A 22,067-nucleotide genomic window follows, 5' to 3' on the forward strand; every position below is an offset into this window, starting at 1 on the left:
CTCTTCAGTTTAATCTCTGTTTGTTGACTCTTTCGAGTCACCGGCATTGCTGCCGGGTCGCTCACTCAAAATACTGACCGTCACTTCATTTCTGAAGCAACGTTAATACTTTTTGTGAACATTTGATAATTTAAGTATGCGGCTGAACAAGTCAGCCGGCACCTTCATCAAACGCCCACACTTATCGACTGTTAATTTTTAAAGAACGCGGCTCCCGCCGAGGGTTCGGTACTGCACTTGCTGCTATGTTGCGAATCGTTGTGTTCGTCAGCAGCAGAGAAGAGAGATTATGAAGCTTTACTACGATCTCGTCAACTCCCTTTTTCCCTTCGCTTCGCTCATCTATAAGACGGCGTTTGCGTTGGAGAGGCGAGATTATAGCCACCCTGTCACGCGCCCGCAAGGCCTGTTTCTGTCGTTTTTTACGACATCGACGCGACCAGCTCGTGATACCAGCGCTCTTGTCTTGTCTTATGCAAGCGGAACCATGCCTTGGCCGTTTCCGGACGCCAGACCTTCAGCATCTTCAATACTTCATAAGAGAACTCGAGCGGCGCCAATCCGCTGGCGGTGATCAGGTTGTCGCCGCGTACCGCCGGTTCCTTGCGGTACCAGGTTTCGCCCCGGTACTCCGGACTGGACTGCTTCAGGAAGCCAAGATCGTTACTAGTATGGCGCCGCGTATTCAGAGCGCCAACATTGGCCAGGCCAACCGTGGCGCCGCAAATGGCGGCAACCCGATGCCCGCGATCCAGCGCGTCGCGCGCCAGCTCCAGTACCGGACGGGTCTGCGGCTGGTCCCACATGTTCGACCCTGGCAGCACCAGTACGTCGCCCTGCTTCAGTTCGATCGCATCGAAGGCCAGGTCCGGCGTGTAGACCACGCCGCCCATGCTGCGAACCTCATCCCTGGTAATGCCAACCTTCAGCAGATTGCAGTCCGCGGTCGGATCGGCGAAGTACCGGCGGCTGTTCAGCTCGGCCATGAGATAGCCGACCTCCCAGTCCGCCAGCGACTCGACAACAGCCAGATAGACGTTCATGCGACGGCGATCAGCGGCGGCCGGACTTCTGCTTGGCCTCCAGCTTCGGCTTGGTCTTGATGGTGGCCAGGATCGACGGACGCGCCGCGGTCGATGCGGCCGGCGCAGCCGGCGCGCGATCGGCACGGCCACCAGCGCCACGCACACCGGGACGCGGACCTGCCGGACCGCGCTTGGCAGTCTCGCGCTCCGACATCGGCACATTGCCCGGCACCACGCGCTTGCGCTCGCCCACCGGCTGGCCGGTCTCTTCCGACGGATGCCATGCCGGAATTAAATGCCGCTCGCCATTGCCGATCAGATCGCCACGGCCCATCTTGGTCAGCGTCTCGCGCAGGATCGGCCAGTTGGCCGGATCGTGATAGCGCAGGAAAGCCTTGTGCGCCTTGCGCACCTTGCCGCTGCGCGCGGTTTCGACGACTTCCGAATCCTCGGTGACCTTGGCCAGCGGGTTCTTGCGCGAGTGATACATGGTGGTCGCCATCGCCATCGGCGTCGGCGTGAATGTCTGCACCTGGTCGAGCTTGAAGTTGTTCTTCTTCAGCCACAGGGCCAGGTTCAGCATGTCCTCGTCGGTACAGCCCGGGTGCGCCGCGATGAAATACGGAATCAGGTACTGCTTCTTGCCCGCTTCCAGCGAGAACTTCTCGAACATGCGCTTGAACTCGTCATACGCGCCGATGCCCGGCTTCATCATCTTCGACAATGTGCCCTGCTCGGTGTGCTCCGGCGCGATCTTCAGCAGGCCGCCCACGTGGTGGGTCACCAGTTCCTTGACGTACTCGGGCGAACGCACCGCCAGGTCGTAGCGCAGGCCGGAACCGATCAGGATCTTCTTGATGCCGGGGATCGCGCGCGCCTTGCGGTACAGCGAGATCAGCTTGCTGTGGTCGGTACCCAGATTGCTGCAGATGGTCGGATACACGCACGACAAACGGCGGCAGCTCTCCTCGATCTTCTTCTCTTTGCACGCCAGGCGGTACATGTTCGCGGTCGGGCCGCCGAGGTCGGTGATGGTGCCGGCGAAGTTCTTGGTCGTGTCGCGGATCAGCTCGATCTCGCGCAGGATCGACGGCTCCGAGCGGCTCTGGATGATGCGGCCTTCGTGCTCGGTGATCGAGCAGAAGGTGCAGCCGCCGAAGCAGCCGCGCATGATGTTGACCGAATAGCGGATCATTTCCCAGGCCGGGATATGCGCCTTGCCGTAGCTCGGATGCGGCGCCCGCGCATAGTTCAGGTCGTAGACGTTGTCCATCTCGTCCATGGCCAGCGGCAGCGGTGGCGGATTGAGCCAGACGTCGCGGTCGCCGTGCGCCTGCACCAGCGCGCGCGCATTGCCCGGGTTCGATTCCAAGTGGAATACGCGCGACGCGTGCGCATACATCACCGGGTCTTCGCTGACGGTCTCAAAACTCGGCAGGCGCACCACGGTCTTGGCCGCCTTTTCGCGCGCGGCCGCCTGACGCTGCTCGCGCGTCATGATGACCACCGGTTTGGCCACCGGTTCCGGTGCGGCATTGTCCAGCGCGCAGGCTTTCGGGTCTTCCAGCGCCATCGCGTACGGGTTCGGCTGCTTGTCGATGCGGCCCGGCACGTCCACGCGGGTGGAATTGTGCACCGACCACTCTTCGTCCGGCAGCCAGCCCTGCGGCACCAGGAAAGCGGTGCCGCGCAGGTCGCGGATGTCCTTGATGTTCTCGCCCGCGGCGATGCGGCGCGTGACGTCGACCAGCGCGCGCTCGGCATTGCCGAAGATGACCAGGTCGGCCTTCGATTCGAACAGCACCGAGCGGCGCACTTTATCCGACCAGTAATCGTAATGGGCGATGCGGCGCAGCGAGGCTTCGATGCTGCCGGCGATTACCGGCACGCCCGGGAACGCTTCGCGGGCGCGCTGGCAGTACACGGTCACGGCGCGGTCTGGGCGTTTATTGGGCGCGGCGTCGGGCGTATAGGCGTCGTCGGAACGGATCTTGCGGTCGGCCGTGTAGCGGTTGACCATCGAGTCCATATTGCCGGCGGTGATCCCCCAATACAGGTTCGGCTTGCCCAGCGCGCGGAACGGCTCCACCGACGTCCAGTCCGGCTGGCTGATGATGCCGACCCGGTAGCCCTGCGCTTCCAGCAGGCGGCCAACCAGCGCCATGCCGAAGCTGGGGTGGTCGATATAGGCGTCGCCGGTGATCAGGATGATGTCGCACGAATCCCAGCCGAGCGCGTCCATCTCGGCGCGGGACATCGGCAGGAAAGGCGCAGTAGCAGCGCGGCTAGAGCGCTTGGGAACGCTCGCGAAGAGATTGGTGGGGGAGTTCATTGGCCGGCATTGTACCGGAAAACCATTTTCGCAGCATCGCCGCCCCCAGAAAATGGCTTAACTATCAATGACTTGTGGCTATTTCCCGACTGGCTTAGATGCCCATGTTCGAGAGGATATTGCCAAGTTCACGCAAACCGGACTCGACGCGCGGGTGGCGGGCGGCGAAGCGGGCGGCCAGTTCCTGCGAGCGCGAGCCCAGGCCATAGGTGTTGTCGTCGAGCTGGGCTTGCGCGCGGCGCTCCAGGACCTTCTCGATATCGCCGTCGAGCTGGCGCAGCAGCATTTCGAGTTCGGCGTCGGTTTCGCCGCCGGTTTCCTGCAGGTGACGGTGCAGGGCTTTGAGGCGGGCCTTCAGGTCGGCATCTTGTTCGGGTTGCATCGTTTTCCTCCGGTGGTGGGTCGATTTGATTGTACGACATGGGGGGAGGAAGGTAGAACACGGCTGTTCTGGGCAGTGCGCGGGGAAGCGGGAGCGGGTTGAACGCGTCGGCGGGGAACCCGCCAACCCTACGATAAACGGGTAGGGTTGGCGGGTTCCCCGCCGACGCAGTGATACGTACCAGTCATCTCACCACGACCGGTCCTGGCATCGGTCAGTTGCCGGTCAGACCACGACGCTCCAGCAGCGGCTGGATCACCGCATCCTTGCCGCGGAAGTTACGATACATCTGCATCGCATCCAGCGTACCGCCGCGCGACAGCAGGGTCTTGCGGAAGTGATCGCCGTTCTTGCGGGTCAGGCCACCATTCTCCTTGAACCAGTTGACGGTGTCCGCGTCCAGCTTCTCGGCCCACAGGTAGCCGTAGTAGCCGGCCGAGTAGCCGCCCGCGAAGGTGTGCGAGAAGTAGGTGGTGCGGTAGCGCGGCGGCACCAGGGCGAAGTCGACGCCGGCCTTTTTGAGCGCTTCAGCCTCGAACGCCAGCACGTCGGTCGGGATCTGCTGCGGGGTCAGCTGGTGCCAGGCCTGGTCCAGCAGCGCCGCGGCCAGGTACTCGGTGGTGCGGAAGCCTTCGTTGAACTGCTGCGAGGCCTGCACTTTATCGAGCAGCTCTTTCGGCATCGGCGCGCCGGTCTCGTAGTGCTTGGCGTAGTTGGCCAGCACTTCAGGCCATGCCATCCACATCTCGTTCACCTGCGACGGGAACTCGACGTAGTCGCGCGGCACGCGCGAGCCCGAGAAGCGCGGGTACTTCACGTCCGAGAACATGCCGTGCAGCGCGTGGCCGAATTCGTGGAAGGTGGTGCGCACTTCGTCGTAGGTAAGCAGGGTCGGCTCCCCGGCGGCCGGTTTCGGAATGTTCAGGTTGTTGGCGATGACCGGCTTCGTGCCCAGCAGCGAGCTTTGCGCCACCCAGGCGTTGGCCCAGGCGCCGCCGCGCTTGTTCGAGCGCGCGTACGGGTCGAAGGTGAAGATCGCCAGCTGCTTGCCGTCGACGTCGAACACGTCGAACATGCGCACGTCTTCGTTGTAGCCCGGCAGGTCCTTGCGTTCCTTGAAGGTGATGCCGTATTCCTTGGTCGCTGCGAAGAACACGCCGTCGATCAGCACGCGGTTCAGTTCGAAGTATGGACGCAGCTGGCCGGCATCAAAAGCGTAGCGCTGGGCGCGCACCTTGTCGCTGTAGAAGGCCCAGTCGTGGGCGGCGGCCTGGAAGCCACCTTTCTCGGCGTCGATCATCTTCTGGATCTCGGCCGCTTCCTTGCGCGCGTTGTTCACCGCTGGCTTGGCCAGTTCAGCCAGCAGGCTGTTGACGGCGGTGGTGGTCTGCGCGGTCTGGTCTTCCAGGTGGTACGAAGCGAAGTTCGGATGACCCAGCAGCTGGGCGCGTTCGGCGCGCAGCTTGACGATCTTCAGCACCACGTCGCGGTTGTCGAACTCGCCACCGCGGCTGCCGCGCGCCATCGAGGCGGCCAGCAGTTTTTCGCGCGTGGTGCGATTGGTCAGCACTGCCAGGCTGGCTTGCTGGGTGGTGTTCACGACCGGGATCACGAACTTGCCGTCCAGGCCACGTTTCTTGGCTTCGACGGCGGCGGCGTCGATCGCCTTGTCGCTCATGCCGGCCAGTTCGGCGCGGCTGTCGACCACCAGCGCCGAAGCATTCGATTCCTTCAGCACGTTCTGGGCGAACTGGGTCTGCAGCGCGGCCAGCTGGCTGTTGAAGTCCTTCAGTTTGGCCTTGTCGGCGGCGGACAGTTTGGCGCCGGCGCGCACGAAGTCGTCGTAGTAGCGTTCCAGCAGATAGGTCGATTCGGCGTCCAGCTTCAGGCTGGCGCGCTTGTTGTACAGGGTCTCGATGCGCTTGAACAGCTTGTCGTTCAGGCGGATCGCGTCGCCGTGCTGCGACAGCTTGGGCGCCATTTCCTTGCCCAGCGCGATCAGGGTGTCATTGGTGTAGGAACCGGACAGGGTGCCGAAGGCGCCGCTCACGCGATTCAGGAGGCGGCCGCTCTTTTCCATCGCGACGATGGTGTTGTCGAAGGTTGGCGCGGCCTTGTTGTTGGCGATCGCTTCCATCTCGGCGGCCTGCTGGCGCATGCCTTCGGCGTAGGCCGGGGCGAAGTGCTCGTTGCGGATCTTGTCCCAGGCCGGGTAGTTGAACGGCAGCGAGCTCTCGCGCGCGAACGGGTTCGACGCTTCCAGCTTGTTGCCCGGTGCGGTCGGGGCGGCGATGGCGATATTGGCGACGGCGACGCTCGCGGCGGCGACCAGCATGATGTGAGGACGGTTCATGGTCTCTTGCTCTGGTTTGTGAAAAAGGGTACTGCCGGGGAGAGCGGCGAACCGCCCTCCCCATCGTTGAAACGAATCAGTTCAGGCCACGGCGCTCGAGCAGCGGCTCGATGACCGGATCACGTCCGCGGAAGGCGCGGTACATCTCGACCGCATCCTGGGTGCCGCCTTTCGACAGCACCATCTGGCGGAAGCGGTCGCCGTTCTTGCGCAGCAGGCCGCCGTTTTCCTTGAACCACTCGCCGGCGTCGGCGTCCAGGCGCTCGGCCCACAGGTAGCTGTAGTAGCCGGCCGAGTAGCCGCCGCCCATGGCGTGCGAGAAGTAGGTGCTGCGGTAGCGCGGCGGCACCGGTGCGAAATTCAGGCCGGCATCCTTCAGCGCCTGCTGCTCGAACGCCACCACGTCAGTCGGGATTTGTTTTGAACCCAGCTGGTGCCAGCGCTGGTCGATCACGGCGGCGGCCAGGTATTCGGTGGTGCGGTACCCTTCGTTGAAGCGCTGGGCCGCGCGCAGCTTCTCCAGCAGTTCTTTCGGCATCGCGGCGCCGGTCTGGTAATGCTTGGCGTAGCTGGCCATCACTTCCGGCCAGGCCATCCACATTTCATAGACCTGCGACGGCAGCTCGACGTAGTCGCGCGGCACGCTGGTGCCCGAGAAGCGCGGGTACTTCACCTTCGAGAACCAGCCGTGGGTGGCGTGGCCGAATTCGTGGAAGGTGGTGCGCACTTCGTCCCAGGTCAGCAGGGTCGGCTCGCCGGCGGCCGGCTTGACCAGGTTCAGGTTGTTGGTGATGACCGGCTTCTTGTCCAGCAGCGTGCTCTGGTCGACCAGGGAGCTCATCCAGGCGCCGCCGCGCTTGTTCGGACGCGCATACGGGTCGACCACGAAGATCGCCAGGTGGCTGCCGTTCTCTTCGAACACGTCGTACACGCGCACGTCGGCGTCGTAGGTCGGCAGGTCGGTGCGCTGCTTGAAGGTGATGCCCCACAGTTTGGTGGCGGCGAAGAAGGCGCCCTTCTCCAGCACGTTGTTGAATTCGAAGTAAGGTTTCAACTGGTTGGCGTCGAACGCGTACTTGGCGGTGCGCACCTTGTCGCTGTACAGGCTCCAGTCCTGGGCCGCAACCTGGAAGCCGCCTTTTTCGGCGTCGATCACCTGCTGGATCTCGGCGGCTTCTTTCTTCGCATTGCGCACGGCCGGCGCGGTCAGGTCGCCCAGCAGCTTGTTGACCGAGGCGGTATCCTTCGCGGTCTGGTCTTCCAGCGAGTAGGCGGCGTAGTTCTCGTAGCCCAGCAGCTCGGCGCGTTCGGCGCGCAGCTTGGCCAGCTGCAGCACCACGTTGCGGTTGTCGAATTCGTTGCCGCGGGTGCCGCGGATCATCGAGGTGGTGAGCAGCTTTTCGCGGGTGCCGCGCACGGTCAGCTGCGCCAGCGGCGCCTGCTGGGTGGTGTTGGTCACCGGGATCACGAACTTGCCGTCCAGGCCGCGCTTCTTGGCTTCCACGGCGGCGGCGTCGATCGCCTTGTCCGACAGGCCGGCCAGTTCTTCGCGGGTGTCGACCACGAAGGCCGAGGCGTTCACTTCCTTCAGCACGTTCTGGCTGAACTGGGTCTGCAGCGCGGCCAGTTGGCTGTTGTACTGCTTCAGCTTGACCTTGTCGGCATCCGACAGGTTGGCGCCCGAGCGCACGAAGTCCTTGTAGTAGCGCTCCAGCAGGAATTTCGATTCGGCGTCCAGGCCGAGCGCGTCGCGCTTGTCGTGCAGGGTCTTGATGCGCGCGAACAGCTTCGGGTTCAGGCGGATCGCGTCGCCGTGGGCCGCGAACTGCGGCGCCAGCTGCTTGTCCAGCGCCTGCAGGCTGTCATTGGTGTAAGAACCGACCAGGGTGTAGAACACCGCGCGCACGCGGCCCAGCAGCTGGCCCGAGCGCTCCATCGCCACGATCGTGTTCTCGAACGTCGGCGCCGCCTTGTTGTCGGCGATCTTGACGATCTCCTGCGCCTGTTCGCGCATGCCTTCGGCGAAAGCCGGGGCGAAGTGCTCGTTCTTGATCTTGTCGAAGGCCGGGTAGCCGTACTGCAGGGTGCTCGGCTTGGCGAACGGGTTCGAGGCTGCGAGAGCCGCTGCTGCTGGTTGGGAAATCGACATGGTGGCGAGGGCGACGCTGGCTGCGATCAGCAGCAGTGGTGGACGGTTCATGGAGTCTCTTGTGCGTTGTGGTGGAAGGTATTTCAAACTCAAACGAAACGCCCCCTGTCGCTCATGACGACAGGGGGCGCATACAGCAATCAGTTACCGGTCAGGCCGCGGCGCTCCAGCAGCGGCTCGATCACCGGACCGCGGCCGCGGAAGTTCTGGAACAGGTCCATCGCTTCGGCGGTGCCGCCGCGCGACAGCAGCGTCTTGCGGAAGTGGTCGCCGTTCTTGCGGCTCAGGCCACCGTTATTCGTGAACCACTGTACGGTGTCGGCGTCCAGGCGCTCGCTCCACAGGTAGGCGTAGTAGCCGGCCGAATAGCCGCCGCCCATCGAGTGCGAGAAGTACGTCGTGCGGTAGCGCGGCGGCACCAGCGCGTAGTCGACGCCGGCGTCCTTCAGCGCTTTCGCTTCAAAGGCGAGAACGTCGGTGGGGATCTGGTTCGGCGCGAGCTGGTGCCAGCGCTGGTCGAGCAGCGCCGCGGCCAGGTATTCGGTGGTCTTGTAGCCCTGGTCGAACTTCTTCGACGCCACCACTTTATCCAGCAATTCCTTCGGCATCGGCGCGCCGGTCTGGTGATGCTTGGCGTAGTTTGCCAGCACCTCGGGCCAGGTGACCCACATCTCGTTGACCTGCGACGGATACTCGACGAAGTCGCGCGGCACGTTGGTGCCCGAGAAGTGCGGGTATTTCACATCCGAGAACATGCCGTGCAGCGCGTGGCCGAACTCGTGGAAGGCAGTCACCACTTCGTCGTAGGTCAGCAGCGTCGGCTGGCCGGCGGGCGGCTTCGGAATGTTCAGGTGGTTGCCGATCACCGGGCGCAGGCCGAGCAGGTGCGACTGCGACACGTATTCGTTCATCCAGGCGCCGCCCTGCTTGTTGCCGCGTGCGTAGGGGTCGAAGATGAAGATCGCCAGCTGCTTGCCGTCGACGTCGAACACGTCGAAGGTGCGCACGTCCGGGTTGTACACCGGCAGGTCCTTGCGTTCCTTGAAGGTGATGCCGTATTCCCTGGTGGCGGCGAAGAACACGCCGTCGACCAGCACGCGGTTCATCTCGAAGTACGGGCGCAGCTGGTTCTCGTCGAAGTTGTAACGCTGGGCGCGCACCTTGTCCTGGTACATTGGCCAGTCATACGCCGCGGCCTTGAAGTTGCCTTTTTCGGCGTCGATCACCTTCTGGATGTCGGCCGCTTCCTTCTGCGCGTTGGTGACGGCCGGCTTGGCCAGGTCGCCCAGCAGTTTGTTGACGGCGGCCGGGTTGCGCGCGGTTTCCAGTTCCTGCGAATAGGCCGCGAAGTTCGGGTAGCCGAGCAGCACGGCGCGTTCGGCGCGCAGCTTGGCCAGGCGCAGCACCAGCTGGCGGGTGTCGAATTCGCCGCCGGTGGCGCCGCGCTGCAGCGACGCCTTCAACAGGCGCTCGCGCGTGGCGCGGTGCTTCAGCGTCGACAGGGCCGGCTGGCTCGAGGTGTTCACCAGCGGGATCACGAACTTGCCCTTCAGGCCACGCTTCTCGGCTTCTTCGGCGGCGGTGTGGATCTCGGCGTCGCTCATGCCTTCCAGTTCGGCGCGGGTGTCGACCACCAGCGCGCTGGCGTTGACGCCTTTCAGCACGCGCTGGGTGAAGTCGGACTGCAGCGAGGCGATCTCGCCGTTGTAGGCCTTCAGCTTCTTCTGGTCGGCGCTTGATAAGTTGGCGCCGGCGCGCACGAATTCTTTGTAGTAGCGCTCGAGCAGGAAGGTCGATTCGGCGTCCAGGCCAAGCGAGGCGCGCTTGTCGTGCAGCGTCTTCACGCGCGCGAACAGCTTCGGGTTCAGGTGGATCGCGTCGTCGTGCGCGGCCAGCTTCGGCGACATCTCGCGGTCGACCGCGTCCAGCGTGTCGTTGGTGTTGGCGCCATGCAGGTTGGAGAAGGTCGCGTTCACGCGCGACAGCAGCTGGCCCGAACGTTCCAGCGCCACGATGGTGTTGTCAAAGGTCGGTGCGGCCTTGTCGTTGGCGATGGCTTCGACTTCGCGCAGGTGCTCGCGCATGCCGGCGTTGAAAGCTGGCAGGAAGTGGGCATCCTTGATCTTGTCGAAGGCCGGGTAGTTCAGCGGCAGGCTGCTGGGCTTGGCGAAGGGGTTGGATGCGTCGAGGGCAGGAGCTGCCATGGCGGGTGCATGCGCCAGCGCGACGGCGGCGGCAACGATGAGCAGTTGTGGACGGTACATGGGATCTTTCGCGAACACTGGGAAGGGCGCTGCCGGGCTAGCTCGGCAGCCTTGCGCGAAAGATCATAGCAGGCTTGCAGTTATCTCGACACAATTAAAAAGTATCCAATGTAACAGCCTGGCGGGCCTGTATTGACGGCGGTATTGACGACCGTAAGGACGAATATGCATGCGATAAATGGTCTGCATCCCGCCCTTGCGAGGCGCCTGTGCTAGCATCGGCCGCCATGCGTTCCCCTGCTCTCACATGACCTCTTCTCCTACCTGTTTTGATGCCATCGTGGTCGGCACCGGCCCCGGTGGCGCCAGTGTGGCGCGCGAACTGGCGCGTGCCGGCCGCCGGGTACTGATCCTGGAACAGGGTGGCGCCGCGCCGCTCACCGGCACCCTGGGGCAGATGGCGACCATGGCGGCGGTGCCGGGACGTGCCGCCTTCATCCACCGCGATGCGTCGCTGCTGGTGGGCGGGGCCACGCTCGGCGGCAGTTCGGCCGTGAACTTCGCCACCGCGGCGCCGCCGCCGCGCGCGCTGTTCAAGGCATTCGGCATCGACCTCGATCCGGCACTGGCCGCATTGCGCGCCGAGTTGCCGATGGCGCCCCTGCCCGACAATCTGGTCGGCCCGCTGGCGACCCGCATCGGCCAGGCGGCGCGCGCCATCGGCCTCGATTGGCGCAAGCTGGACAAGATGATCCGCCCCGCGCTATGCCGCAGCGGCTGCTGGCGCTGCGCCTATGGCTGCCCGTTCGGCGCCAAGTGGAGCGCGCGCGAATTCGTCGATGAGGCAGTGCGCCATGGCGCGCAGCTGCAGGCGAACAGCCGCGTCACGCGGGTGCTGCTGCAGGACGGCCGCGCGGCCGGCGTGGAAGTGATGCACCAGCGGCGCCTGCAGACGGTCCAGGCGCCGCTGGTGGTGCTGGCCGGCGGCGGCGTGGGCAGCCCGCGCATCCTGCACGCGTCGAAGCTGGCGCCGCGCCATGCGCCGTTCTTCAGCGATCCGGTGGTGGCGGTGATGGGGACGGTGGACGATGTCGACGGCGGCGCCGAGGTGCCGATGGCGGCCGGCATGCACGATGCGCAGGCCGGCATCGCGCTGGCCGATCTGACCTTGCCGCGTCCGATGTACCAGGCGTTTGCGGCCCAGGTCGGGCGCGTGGACCGCCTGTTGGCGCACCGGCGCACGCTGAGCATCATGGTCAAGATACGCGACGGGATCGGCGGACGGATCGGGCCGCGCTGGGCCGACAAGCGGCTGACCGACGCCGATCGTGGGCGTTTGCAACAGGGAGAACAGATGGCGCGCGCGATTCTGGCGCAAGCCGGAGCGCATCACGTGTTCAGGAGCTGGCATTTCGCCGCGCATCCGGGCGGCAGCGTGCCTATCGGGGCGAATGCGGGGGCGGGCGTGGATGCGGATCTGCAGACGTCCGCACCGGGATTGTTCGTGTGCGACGCCTCGGTGATTCCGGGACCGTGGGGCTTGCCGCCGACTCTGACGCTGCTATGCCTGGGCAAGCGGCTGGGGCAGCATCTCAATAATGCGGTGGCGGTTCGTTGAGCGGCGCCTGGCCGGCGTCGCGCAGGGTGCGCACGTGGTCGGCCATCTTGGTCAGCATGGCTTCCAGCTGGTCGATGCGGCGTTCCTGGCGGTAGATGGTCTTGTTCATCTCGTCGAGCAGGTCTTCCTGCTGGGCGAGCTTGATCTCGAGATTGATGAAACGGTCTTCCTGGTCCACGGCGAACTCCGGCTGCAAAGCCGGCATTATGCCAGCCTTGCATTGCAGTTCGGGCAAGTCCTCTCAGTTCACGATCGGCTTCGGCGTTGCCAGTAACGCTTTCAAGTTCGCCAATCTTTCCTTCGGGCTCAGCACTTCGCTTTCCATCGGCGCCGCATCGCCCACGTCCAGCGCCATTTCCTTGATGAAGCGCGACGGGTCGCAATTGACCAGCTCGCCTGCACGCTTGCGCCGCTTGCACCAGCTCACGTGTAGGGTGCGCTGGGCGCGCGTGATGCCGACGTACATCAGGCGCCGCTCTTCCTGGATGCGCGCCGCGATCGTCTCGACCGACGCGTCCGGATCGCCCTTGTGCGGCAGGATCCCCTCTTCCACCCCGACCAGGAACACGTGGGGATACTCCAGCCCTTTCGAGGCGTGGAGGGTCGACATGCGCACCGCGTCCTGCTCTTCGTCCTGGCCTTCGAGCATCGACATCAGGGCCACCATCTGGGTCAGTTCCAGCAAATTCTTTTCTTCGCCATCGCGGTCGCGTCCGCCACGGCCGCGGTCCTTCAGCCAGTTGGTGAATTCGAGCACGTTCTGCCACTTGGACTGGGCCGCGCGGTCGTCGAAGTTTTCGTACAAATAGTGCTCGTAGTTCATCTCCTTCATCATGTCGTCCAGCACCTCGGCCGCATGGTCGCCGCTGCCCGACGGGCCGGGACGGGTGGCGCGGTCTTCCAGCTCGGCGATGAAGTGGCAGAAGTCGCGCAGCGGCCCCAGCTGGCGATCGGCCAGCTTGGCTTCGATGCCGCCCTTCCTCGCCGCTTCGAACAGCGAGCAATTCCACTGCTTGGAAAATTCGCCCAGCACTTCCAATGTGGCCATGCCGACCCCGCGCTTGGGGGTGGTGACGGCCCGGATGAAGGCCGGGTCGTCGTCCTGGTTGGCGATCAGGCGCAGGTAGGCGATGATGTCCTTGATCTCGGCCTTGTCAAAAAAGCTCTGGCCACCGGACATGGTGTACGGGATGCGTTCCTTGCGCAGCGCCTGCTCGATCACGCGCGCCTGGTGGTTGCCGCGGTACAGGATCGCGTAGTCGGTCCACTTGTTCTTGCGCTGGAAATGGTCGGCCGAGATCATGATCGCCACCTGGTCGGCTTCCTGGTCGTCGTTCTGCATGCCCAGCACCTTGATCGGCTCGCCCAGGCCGTGCTCGGACCACAGCGACTTCTCGAACAGCTTCGGGTTGTTGCCGATCACCGCGTTGGCCGCCTGCAGGATGCGGGTGGTGGAGCGGTAGTTCTGTTCCAGCTTGATCACGCGCAGGTCGGGGAAGTCGGTCTGCAGCGTTTTCAGGTTCTCGACCGAGGCGCCGCGCCAGGCGTAGATCGCCTGGTCGTCGTCGCCCACCGCCGTGAACATCGGCTTCTTGCCCAGGCCCGTCACCAGCAGTTTGACCAGTTCGTACTGGCAGGTGTTGGTGTCCTGGTACTCGTCCATCAGCAGGTAGCGCAGGCGGCGCTGCCAGCGGTCGCGGATCGGCTCGTTGTTTCGGAACAGTTCCACCGGCAGGCGGATCAGGTCGTCGAAGTCGACCGCCTGGTAGGCCTGCAGCGTGGCCACGTAGCTGCGGTAGACGCGCCCGGCCATCGCTTCGTCCTCGTCGCGCGCGGCCTTGATCGCGTCCTCCGGGTCGACCAGGCCGTTCTTCCACAGCGAGATCGCGTTCTGGATGGCGCGCACTTCCTGTTTATCGGTGGTCAGCGCCAGGCTCGAGACGATGGTGTAGCAGTCGTCGCTGTCCATGATCGAGAACTTGTCCTTGAGGCCGACGCCGGCCGCTTCCTGGCGCAGGATCTTGACGCCCAGCGAGTGGAAGGTGGACACGGTCAATTGCTTGGCCTGCTTGGGCTGCTTGAGCAGCTTGCCGATACGCTCCTGCATCTCGAGCGCCGCCTTGTTGGTGAAGGTCAGGGCGGCAATGGTGCGCGGATCGTAGCCGCAATGCTCGATCATGTAGGCGATTTTTTGCGTGATCACGCGCGTCTTGCCCGAACCGGCGCCGGCCAGCACCAGGCAAGGGCCGTCCAGATACAGCGCGGCTTCGCTCTGCGGCCCGTTGAGGCCGAACTTGGGTGCATTGGACATGGGAAAGTTTTCTGTGGGATAGACGAGGATTGTAACAATCCAGCGCACTCAGCGGGCGACGCCGCGCGCCGCCGCGACCGGATTGCAACAGTGGCTTGCAACACCGTTTTGCAACCCCATCTGGTGCCTGTCAGACGAGCCCGGCACATGCCGGGAACGTCCTGCGTCGGGACACGCAATCGAGTACCATGCGTCCTTTGCGCGCCGCATGGACCGCGGCGCGGCGCCCCATTTTTCCGGATACCTGCCCATGAAATTCGAACACCTCGTCGCCGTCAACGATCCGATGAACCCGCTGATCGACACCCTCACCCGCGAGCAGCTGTGGCGCGGCCTGGTGCTGCGCGCCGAGCAGCCAACCGCCTTCATTCCGCACCTGGACCAGTGCGAGATCCTGGAACGCGACGCCGGCAGCCTCAAGCGCCGCCTGAGCTTCGGCGACCTGGTGATCGAAGACCAGGTCTATCTGACCCCGCTGCAGGAAGTGCGCTACGACGTGCCGGCCCAGGGCGAGATCGCGGCCTCGAACCTGCGCATGATCATCGAAGCGCCGACCAACGCCATGCTGTTCGTGCGCTTCTGCTACGACGACGGCCAGGGCGAGCACGTCGACGAAGCCAACGCGATGTACGACGAATTCAAGAAGTCGGCCTACCAGGAAGCCGACACCGACACGGTGCGCATCCTGCGCCAGATGGCGGCCGAGGGCAAGCTGGACGACAGCCTGCTGAATTGAACCTGAATCTGCCGCAGGTCCTGCCCTATGGCCGAATAACACCGTAGGGTTGGCGGCTCTGCCGCCGACGCGGTGGTGGTTGGCCGCCAGATCATCCGGCACGATCCCGGAGACGATAACAATCACCGCGTCGGCGGCGGAGCGCGGGGCCGCCTGGGCCACCCCTACGACCGTGACGCATCCGGCATCACCGCCCCGCCGCGCTCGTCAAGTCCCCGGCTCGGTATCCTCGACCACCGTCTCGCTCTCGCCTTTCGACAGGTTGGCGGCGAGGTCGCGCAGTGCGGTGCGCACGCCCTCCTCGATCACCGGATGGTAGAACGGCATGTCGAGCATCTGTTCCACCGTCAGCCGCATCTGACAGGCCCACGCCAGCAGGTGCGCCAGGTGCTCGGCGCGCGGCGCGATCATCTCGGCGCCCAGGAACAGGCGGGTGCCGTACTCCGCGTACACGCGCAGCATCCCCTTGTTCTGCAACATCACGCGGCTGCGCCCCTGGTTGGCGAACGACACGCTACCGACCGCGAACTTGCGCTGGCCGCCGGCGCATAGCGTGCGCCAGTTCTTGCCCAGCGTGGCGATGTTCGGCTCGGTGAAGGCGACCGCGATCGGGGTGCGCCGCAGACCGGGACGCACGTCCGGGAAGCGCCCCGCGTTGTCGCCGGCGATCTTGCCGTGGTCGGCGGCGTCGTGCAGCAGCGCGCGCTCGTTGTTGGCGTCGCCGGCGATGAAGACGTTGCTGGTGCCGCACTGCATGGTGCGGGTATCGAACAGGGGAATCCCGTCCGGCCCGCGTTCCAGGCCGCTGTGCTCCAGTCCCAGGTCGTGCACGTTGGGCGTGCGCCCGGCCGCCATCAGCACGAACTGGAAGCGTTCGCTGTTGTCCTTGCCCAGCGCGTCGCGGGTGTGCAGCACCACCTCGTCGCCATCCTGCTCGGCCCTGATGACCTGGGTCTGGAATGCGATGTCGAGCTCCTCGCCCAGCACCCGGGCGGCGCAGCGCAGCACTTCGGGATCGGTGATGTTGGCGATGCTGCCGCCGCGCGCATGGAACCGCACGCGCACGCCGAGCCGGCTCAGAGCCTGGCCCAGCTCGAGGCCGATCACGCCGGTGCCGATCACGGCCACCGAACGTGGCAGCTCGTCCCAATAGAACACGTCGTCGCTGGTGACGATGCCGGGGCCGACGTTTTCCAGCTGCGGCAGGCGCAGCGGCGTGGAGCCGGTGGCGATCACGATGCGTTTGGCCTGGATCTCGGTGTGATCGTCCACCTGCAGGGTGCACGGCGAGGTGAAGCGCGCGTGGCCTTGCAGGCGGTCGGCGGTCGGGATCGACTCAACCCCTTCCAGCACGAATCCGACGAAACGGTCGCGTTCGCGCTTGACCCTTTCCATCACGGCGCGGCCGTCGACCCGCACGTCGCCCGCATGCACGCCGAACGGGCTCGACGACGCCATCACGTGCGCCGCCTCGGCCGCCGCGATCAGGAGCTTGCTCGGCATGCAGCCGACCCGCGCGCAGGTGGTGCCGTATTGGCCGCTTTCGATCACCACCGTGCGCGCGCCCTGCGCCCTGGCGGCGCGGTAGGCGGTCATGCCGGCGGTGCCGGTGCCGATGACGGCGACGTCCACGTTCAGTTGCTTCATGCTGTTCTCCGCAGTTGACTGGCAAGACGATACGCTATTTTGCCCGCATCGGACAATCCGGCCACGCCGCGTTTGTGACCACTCGTGACCACCTCGTGACCACCTCGCGCCCACCCCGCGCCTGCGGCGCCGCGCTTGCTGTATCATCGCGTCCCCCAAAACGAAAGCACCCCATGCTCATCATCACCATCAAACAGGGCAAGGAAAAAGCCATCCTGTCCGGCGACCCGTGGATCTACCAGTCGGCCATCGAGAAGGTCGAGGGCAAGCCGCAGGAACGCAGCAAGCAGGGCGCGACCGCCGTCGTGCAGTCGTCGGCGCGCAAGTTTTTGGCGCGCGCCGCCTACAACGCCAAATCGCAGATCGCGGCCCGGATCTGGACCCTGCGCGAGGACGAGCCGGTGGACCATGCGTTGATCAAGCGCCGCGTCGCCGAGGCCGTCGAACGGCGCGCCGCCGCGTGGCAAGGCGCCGATCCGCAGGCGCTGGTGCAGCTGGTCGACGGCGAGAAGGATGGCTTGCCGGGCCTCCTGGTGCACAGCTACGGCGGCGCCGGCGGCTACCTGGTATGCCAGTTCAATGCCGCCGGGGTCGACCTGTGGAAGGTGTCGATCATGCAGGCGCTGGTGAAAGCCACCGGCTGCCCGAACGTGTACGAGCGCTGCGACAAGCCGCTGCGCGAAGGCGAAGGACTGGATCCGATCGCGCGCGCACGCGCCGGCGAAGAGCCGCCGCAGCGCCTGAGCGTGCGCGACGGCGAGAAGCTGGTGCCGATGGATATCCGTACCGGGTTCATCTATCCGCGCTGAGCCGGCGAAGCAACTGCTCAGCGCATGAAATGTTTTGTAGCAATCCTTACCGGCTTGCTGCACCTGTTTAGTTCGGTTCGCAGTGTAATGGACTCATCGCAAATTTCAGCGTGCCATCAGGAGAACCGACATGAAAACCACTGTGATCGCATCTGCACTGCTTGCCTTGAGCGTCGCCGCCAGCGGCAACGCATTCGCCCAGCGTGGTGACCATGGCAACGACCGTGCGCAGTATTCGCAGCATGACGACCGCCGCGACAGCGATCGCCGCGATGACCGCAAGGACAACGACCGCCACGACGACCGGCGCGGCCAGGCCGGCAACCACCGCAGCGACGACGCGCGCTACTACCACCGCGACGACAAGCGCGGCGGCGGCCCGCGCCACGACCTGCGCCGCGGCCAGCACCTGAGCAAGGAATACCGCGACAGCCGCTACGTCGTCACCGACTGGCGCGATCGCCACCTGAGCGCGCCCCCGAAAGGCCATCACTGGGTCCGCGCCGGCAACGACTACGTGCTGGCGGCGATCGCCACCGGCCTGATCGCCCAGGTCTTGCTGAGCAATTAATTAAGCAACTAGGCAGCCATGAGAACCGCGCCTCGACCGAAGCGCGGTTTTTTTACGTCTTTTTTTCGTACGTGAAATGTTTTGTAGCACTCTTTACCGGAATGCTTCACCTGGGCAAGGCCATTCGCGGTGTAATAGCATCACTGCAAAACAACAGCGCACCACGAGGAGAACGAGATGAAAAATACCTGGATTGCATCGGCATTGATCGCCCTGAGCATGGCAGCCAGCGGCAATGCCCTGGCAGACCGCGACGATCATCGTCATGGTCACGGGCACGACAAGCATGAGAAGCACGACAAGCACTACAAGCATGGCGACCGTCACCATGACCGCCACGGCGGTCCACGCGGCAAGGCCAAGCCTCACTACTATGGCGACGCGCGCTATTACCATCACGACGACCACCGCGGCGCCGGCCCGCGCCACGACCTGCGTCGTGGCCACCACCTGAGCAGGGAATACCGCCACGACCGCTATGTAGTGCGCGACTGGCGCGCCCGCCACCTGAGCGCGCCCCCGCGCGGCCACCACTGGGTGCGCGCCGGCAATGACTACGTGCTGGCGGCGATCGCCACCGGCCTGATCGCCCAGGTCTTGTTCAGCAACTGATTCAGCCAATAAGCACGCAGGCCAGATTCAAGACCGCGCCCTCGCAAGACGGCGCGGTTTTTTACGCCTTGCTCATGCCTGGTTGTGCGCACGCGCCACCGCGGCATTGATGCGCGCCGTCTCCGCCCGCGCATCCTCCACGCCGATCACCAGCCGGGCAAATTCGTGGCCGGCCAGTTCGATCACGATCGTGTTGCGCTTGCGGCGCGTATAGACGAACTGCCGGTCGCCGCCTTTCAGGAACGTCCCGGCGGCGAGCACGAACGGGAGATGGGTTCCGGGCATGCGCCATCCCATGCTCAGCCAGCCGAAACCGCTGTCCTCGGTGGCGCCGCGCACCTGCGTCAGCGGCACGCGCAAGGTCGGATGATGCAGGGCGGCCAGCGCCTCCCACTTGCTCAGATGCAGGATCAGGTCGTGGTCGGTCAATTCGAGTCGGGGCATCGTCAATCCTTGATGGGAAGGTGGGCGAGCAAGCGCGATCCCAGCAATTGCGCGGGGTCCTGGGAACAAGCCGCGAGCGCGTCGCGGCACAGTGCGGCGATTGGCAAGTCGATGCTGGCCAGCTCGCGCAAGGCGGTGATCAGGAGGTCGAGCGCCGCCGGATCGTGCTGCCAGTCTCCGGCCAGGGCGCGCCGCAATACCTGTTCGAACAGGCCGCGCTTGGAGCCGAACGTCTTGTACAGGCTGCCGCGCTGCAGGCCGGTCGCGGCGACCAGGTCGTCTACCGAGCAGCCGGTATAGCCAAGCTGGCCGAAGGCGCCGGCGGCGCGTTCGATGACATCGTCTTCATTGAAATTCCGGGGGCGCGCCATGGGGACATCCAGTTATGGAACGGTTGTTCAATAACTGCAATGTAGATGTTCTGGAGCGACCGGTCAAGAACTTCGGCGCACGGACTCAGATGTCGAGCGGATCGACCTCGAGCGACCACTTCACGCGCGACTTCATGGCCCGCAGTTCCTCGATCCAGACGCGCAGGAAGGCCTGCAGCGCCGGGCGCGAACTCGACTCCACCAGCAACTGGGCGCGGTCGACGTTGTGAACCCGGGTCATGGTCATCGGAATCGGGTCGTTCATCATGATCCCGTCCGTCGGCAGGCAGTCACGCGCCGCTTCCAGGAATGCGATCGCGATCGGCAGTTCGCGCGCCTCGGCGCGCAGCAACGCCTGGTACATGAAGGGCGGCAGCCCGGCGTCGCGCCGTTCGTCCAGCAGGTTGCCGGCGAAGCGCTCGTAATCGTGGCGCATCACCGCGCCGTACAGCGGATGCTGGGCGTAGCGGGTCTGCACCAGCACTTCGGACGGCGCCCCGGCGCGTCCGGCGCGGCCGGCCACCTGCATCAGCTGCGCGAACAGGCGCTCGCTGGCGCGGTAGTCCTGCGAGAACAGCGCAGTGTCCGGGTTCAGGATGCCGACCAGCGTCAGCTTCTTGAAGTCGTGGCCCTTGGCGACCATTTGCGTGCCGATCAGGATGTCGACCTCGCCCCGGTGCACGCTGTCGAATGCCGCCTGGGCGCTGCCTTTCAGGCGCGTCGAGTCGGCGTCGATGCGCAGGATGCGCGCTTCGGGGAACATCGCCTGCAAGCCCTCTTCCACGCGCTGGGTGCCGCGTCCCAGCGGCTGCAGGTCGATGTTGCCGCAGGTCGGGCACGAGCGCGGGATGCGCAATTCGAGGCTGCAGTGGTGGCAGCGCAGCCGGTGTTCGGGCTTGTGCAGCACCATGAAGGCGGTGCAGCGGGTGCAATTGCTGATCCAGCCGCAGGCGTCGCAGCAGATTACCGGAGCGTAGCCGCGCCGGTTCAGGAACAGCAGCGACTGTTCGCCCTTTTCCAGCCGTGAGCGCAGCGCGGCCAGCACTTCGCTTGTGAGACCATCGCGCGGGCGGTCGCGCTCCATGTCGACCAGGCGCACCTTGGGCAGCACGGCGTCGCGCACGGCGCGCTCGCGCAGGTCCAGGCGGCGGTAGCGGCCGGATTTGGCGTGGTGCCAGGATTCGAGCGAGGGCGTGGCCGAACCGAGCACGATCGGGATCCCCAGCTGGTGCGCGCGCCACACGGCCAGGTCGCGCGCCGAATAGCGCAGGCCTTCCTGCTGCTTGTACGAAGGGTCGTGCTCTTCGTCGATGACGATCAGTTTCAGGTTCGGCAAGGACGACAGGATCGCCAGCCGGGTGCCGAGCACGATGCGCGCCTGGCCGTTGTGCGCGGCCAGCCAGTGCAGCATGCGCTCACCCTCGGACAGGCTGCTGTGCAGCGTGGCCAGCATCATGCCGGGGAAGCGCGCGCGGATATTCCCCTCGAGTTGCGGGGTCAGGTTGATCTCGGGGACCAGGATCAGGATCTGGGCCTGCGGGTCGCGCCCCAGCACCTGGGCGCAGGCCTGCAGATACACCTCGGTCTTGCCGCTGCCGGTCACGCCCCACAGCAGCAGCGGGGTGAAACCATCGGCGCCGCCGATGGCGTCCGCCGCTTCTTGCTGGGCGGGGTTCAGCGTCGGCATGTCGACCGCGCTGGCGTCCTGCGGCGCATCGAGCTTGGCCAGTTTTTTGAGCGCGCGATCCAGCGCCACCGTCTTGGGCACGCGCAGGTTCTTCGGCAGGCCAGGCAGCGCCACTTCGCCCAGCGGGCGCTGGTAATACTCGGCGGCGAAGCGCGCCAGCGCGATCCAGCGCTCGGGCAGCGGCGAGAGCTGGCTGCGCACGGCCAGCGCGTCCTTCAGTTTTTCGGGCGGGACCTCGGTGTGCTGCTTGACGGCGACGATCAGGGCCATGATTTCGCGGCGCGCGAAGGACACCAGCGCCAGCTGGCCCGGGACCGGCTCTTGTCCGGGTTCACATGGCCAGCGGTAATCGAAGCTGCTGTTCAGCGGCGTGTCGAGCACGACTTCGAGTATGCAGTATGACAATTTGGGCCCTGTGCAAAACTGTGGAAAACTTTGTGAATAGCGTGGGACTTGACCCCATCAAAGGTTTACGTTAGATCAAGTCAATTTCGATAATTCTCAAAATCAAGTCTTAATTTTCCTTATAAATCATCGACTTGCACAAACCGGCTTCGACCTGTTAACAAGCTTGACCGCTTTCGCCGCGTTGTGCATAACTGGGTAATTTGTTTGGGAAAACTCGCTGCGTTGCATCAGAAACTTCATGCAATACTTGAAGAACAACGCTAAGTCTCGGTAAACCAAGCACTTTTCCCCAACGATCCGGCGTCTGTTGATAACTTTGTGAACAAGGAGCCGATTTGGTCCTTATTCTGTGGGACAACGTTGTGGCGCATGGGCACAGAATTCGCTCCTCGCGCAAAATCAACTTGA

The 22,067-nt window shown here is 64.7% G+C and carries 17 protein-coding genes; 5 read left to right on the plus strand and 12 right to left on the minus strand.

All coding sequences use genetic code 11. The features are described 5' to 3' along the window. Positions 1-422 precede the first annotated feature (422 nt). The 6 genes from QPK27_RS08060 to QPK27_RS08085 form a co-directional block, all read right to left on the minus strand. Positions 423-1,043, minus strand: a complete 621-nt coding sequence (locus tag QPK27_RS08060) for a type 1 glutamine amidotransferase family protein (RefSeq protein WP_290417704.1) — start codon at positions 1,041-1,043, stop codon at positions 423-425. A gap of 10 nt (positions 1,044-1,053) precedes the next feature. Next, positions 1,054-3,282 carry a YgiQ family radical SAM protein gene (locus QPK27_RS08065; RefSeq protein WP_290417705.1) on the minus strand — a complete coding sequence of 743 codons (2,229 nt, stop codon included), beginning with the start codon at positions 3,280-3,282 and terminating at the stop codon, positions 1,054-1,056. 169 nt (positions 3,283-3,451) lie between these two features. Continuing rightward, on the minus strand, positions 3,452-3,739 hold the full coding sequence (locus tag QPK27_RS08070) for a DUF4404 family protein (protein WP_290417706.1): 288 nt from the start codon (positions 3,737-3,739) through the stop codon (positions 3,452-3,454). A gap of 214 nt (positions 3,740-3,953) precedes the next feature. Further along, a complete protein-coding gene (locus QPK27_RS08075; protein WP_290417707.1) occupies positions 3,954-6,092 on the minus strand; it encodes a M3 family metallopeptidase in 2,139 nt (712 codons plus the stop codon). 76 nt (positions 6,093-6,168) lie between these two features. After that, positions 6,169-8,292: a M3 family metallopeptidase gene (locus tag QPK27_RS08080; RefSeq protein WP_290417708.1), complete on the minus strand. Its 2,124-nt coding sequence runs from the start codon at positions 8,290-8,292 to the stop codon at positions 6,169-6,171. Positions 8,293-8,381: 89 nt separating this feature from the next. Continuing rightward, positions 8,382-10,505 carry a M3 family metallopeptidase gene (locus tag QPK27_RS08085; protein ID WP_290417709.1) on the minus strand — a complete coding sequence of 708 codons (2,124 nt, stop codon included), beginning with the start codon at positions 10,503-10,505 and terminating at the stop codon, positions 8,382-8,384. Positions 10,506-10,752: 247 nt separating this feature from the next. Between QPK27_RS08085 and QPK27_RS08090 the strand changes: the two genes are divergently transcribed. Then, positions 10,753-12,063: an FAD-dependent oxidoreductase gene (locus QPK27_RS08090; RefSeq protein WP_290417710.1), complete on the plus strand. Its 1,311-nt coding sequence runs from the start codon at positions 10,753-10,755 to the stop codon at positions 12,061-12,063. Here QPK27_RS08090 and QPK27_RS08095 read toward each other — a convergent pair. Then, positions 12,038-12,268, minus strand: a complete 231-nt coding sequence (locus QPK27_RS08095; protein ID WP_290417711.1) for a SlyX family protein — start codon at positions 12,266-12,268, stop codon at positions 12,038-12,040. The two genes, QPK27_RS08090 and QPK27_RS08095, sit on opposite strands and share 26 nt — an antisense overlap. 36 nt (positions 12,269-12,304) lie before the next feature. Continuing rightward, positions 12,305-14,374: a UvrD-helicase domain-containing protein gene (locus tag QPK27_RS08100; protein ID WP_290417712.1), complete on the minus strand. Its 2,070-nt coding sequence runs from the start codon at positions 14,372-14,374 to the stop codon at positions 12,305-12,307. A 250-nt stretch (positions 14,375-14,624) separates the two neighbouring features. Here QPK27_RS08100 and QPK27_RS08105 point away from each other — a divergent pair, with 250 nt between their 5' ends. Then, entirely contained in the window at positions 14,625-15,110 is a 486-nt protein-coding gene (locus QPK27_RS08105; protein WP_290417713.1) for an SRPBCC family protein, read from the plus strand. 207 nt (positions 15,111-15,317) lie between these two features. Here the strand turns inward: QPK27_RS08105 and QPK27_RS08110 are convergent, their stop codons facing one another. After that, positions 15,318-16,757, minus strand: a complete 1,440-nt coding sequence (locus QPK27_RS08110; RefSeq protein WP_290417714.1) for a dihydrolipoyl dehydrogenase — start codon at positions 16,755-16,757, stop codon at positions 15,318-15,320. A gap of 173 nt (positions 16,758-16,930) precedes the next feature. On the opposite strand from QPK27_RS08110, the gene QPK27_RS08115 reads away from it, so the two are divergent. The 3 genes from QPK27_RS08115 (at position 16,931) to QPK27_RS08125 (ending at position 18,749) form a co-directional block, all read left to right on the plus strand. Beyond that, positions 16,931-17,566, plus strand: coding sequence for an SAM-dependent methyltransferase (locus tag QPK27_RS08115; RefSeq protein ID WP_290417715.1), 636 nt, complete (start codon positions 16,931-16,933; stop codon positions 17,564-17,566). Positions 17,567-17,696: 130 nt separating this feature from the next. Beyond that, the gene (locus tag QPK27_RS08120; protein ID WP_290417716.1) at positions 17,697-18,137 is read left to right on the plus strand and encodes an RcnB family protein; all 441 of its coding nucleotides are present in this window, start codon (positions 17,697-17,699) and stop codon (positions 18,135-18,137) included. A 177-nt stretch (positions 18,138-18,314) separates the two neighbouring features. Further along, complete coding sequence (locus tag QPK27_RS08125; RefSeq protein WP_290417717.1) at positions 18,315-18,749, plus strand: RcnB family protein; 435 nt, start codon at positions 18,315-18,317, stop codon at positions 18,747-18,749. A gap of 72 nt (positions 18,750-18,821) precedes the next feature. On the opposite strand, the gene QPK27_RS08130 is transcribed toward QPK27_RS08125, so the two are convergent. The 3 genes from QPK27_RS08130 to QPK27_RS08140 form a co-directional block, all read right to left on the minus strand. Then, positions 18,822-19,193, minus strand: coding sequence for a hypothetical protein (locus QPK27_RS08130; RefSeq protein WP_290417718.1), 372 nt, complete (start codon positions 19,191-19,193; stop codon positions 18,822-18,824). Between the two features lie 2 nt (positions 19,194-19,195). After that, a complete protein-coding gene (locus QPK27_RS08135; protein ID WP_290417719.1) occupies positions 19,196-19,564 on the minus strand; it encodes a TetR/AcrR family transcriptional regulator in 369 nt (122 codons plus the stop codon). Positions 19,565-19,649: 85 nt separating this feature from the next. Beyond that, positions 19,650-21,656 (minus strand): primosomal protein N', encoded by a 2,007-nt coding sequence (locus QPK27_RS08140; RefSeq protein WP_290417720.1) that lies wholly within the window; start codon positions 21,654-21,656, stop codon positions 19,650-19,652. Positions 21,657-22,067 lie beyond the last annotated feature (411 nt).

The organism is Massilia sp. YIM B02443 (assembly GCF_030411955.1).
Classification (GTDB): domain Bacteria; phylum Pseudomonadota; class Gammaproteobacteria; order Burkholderiales; family Burkholderiaceae_D; genus Telluria.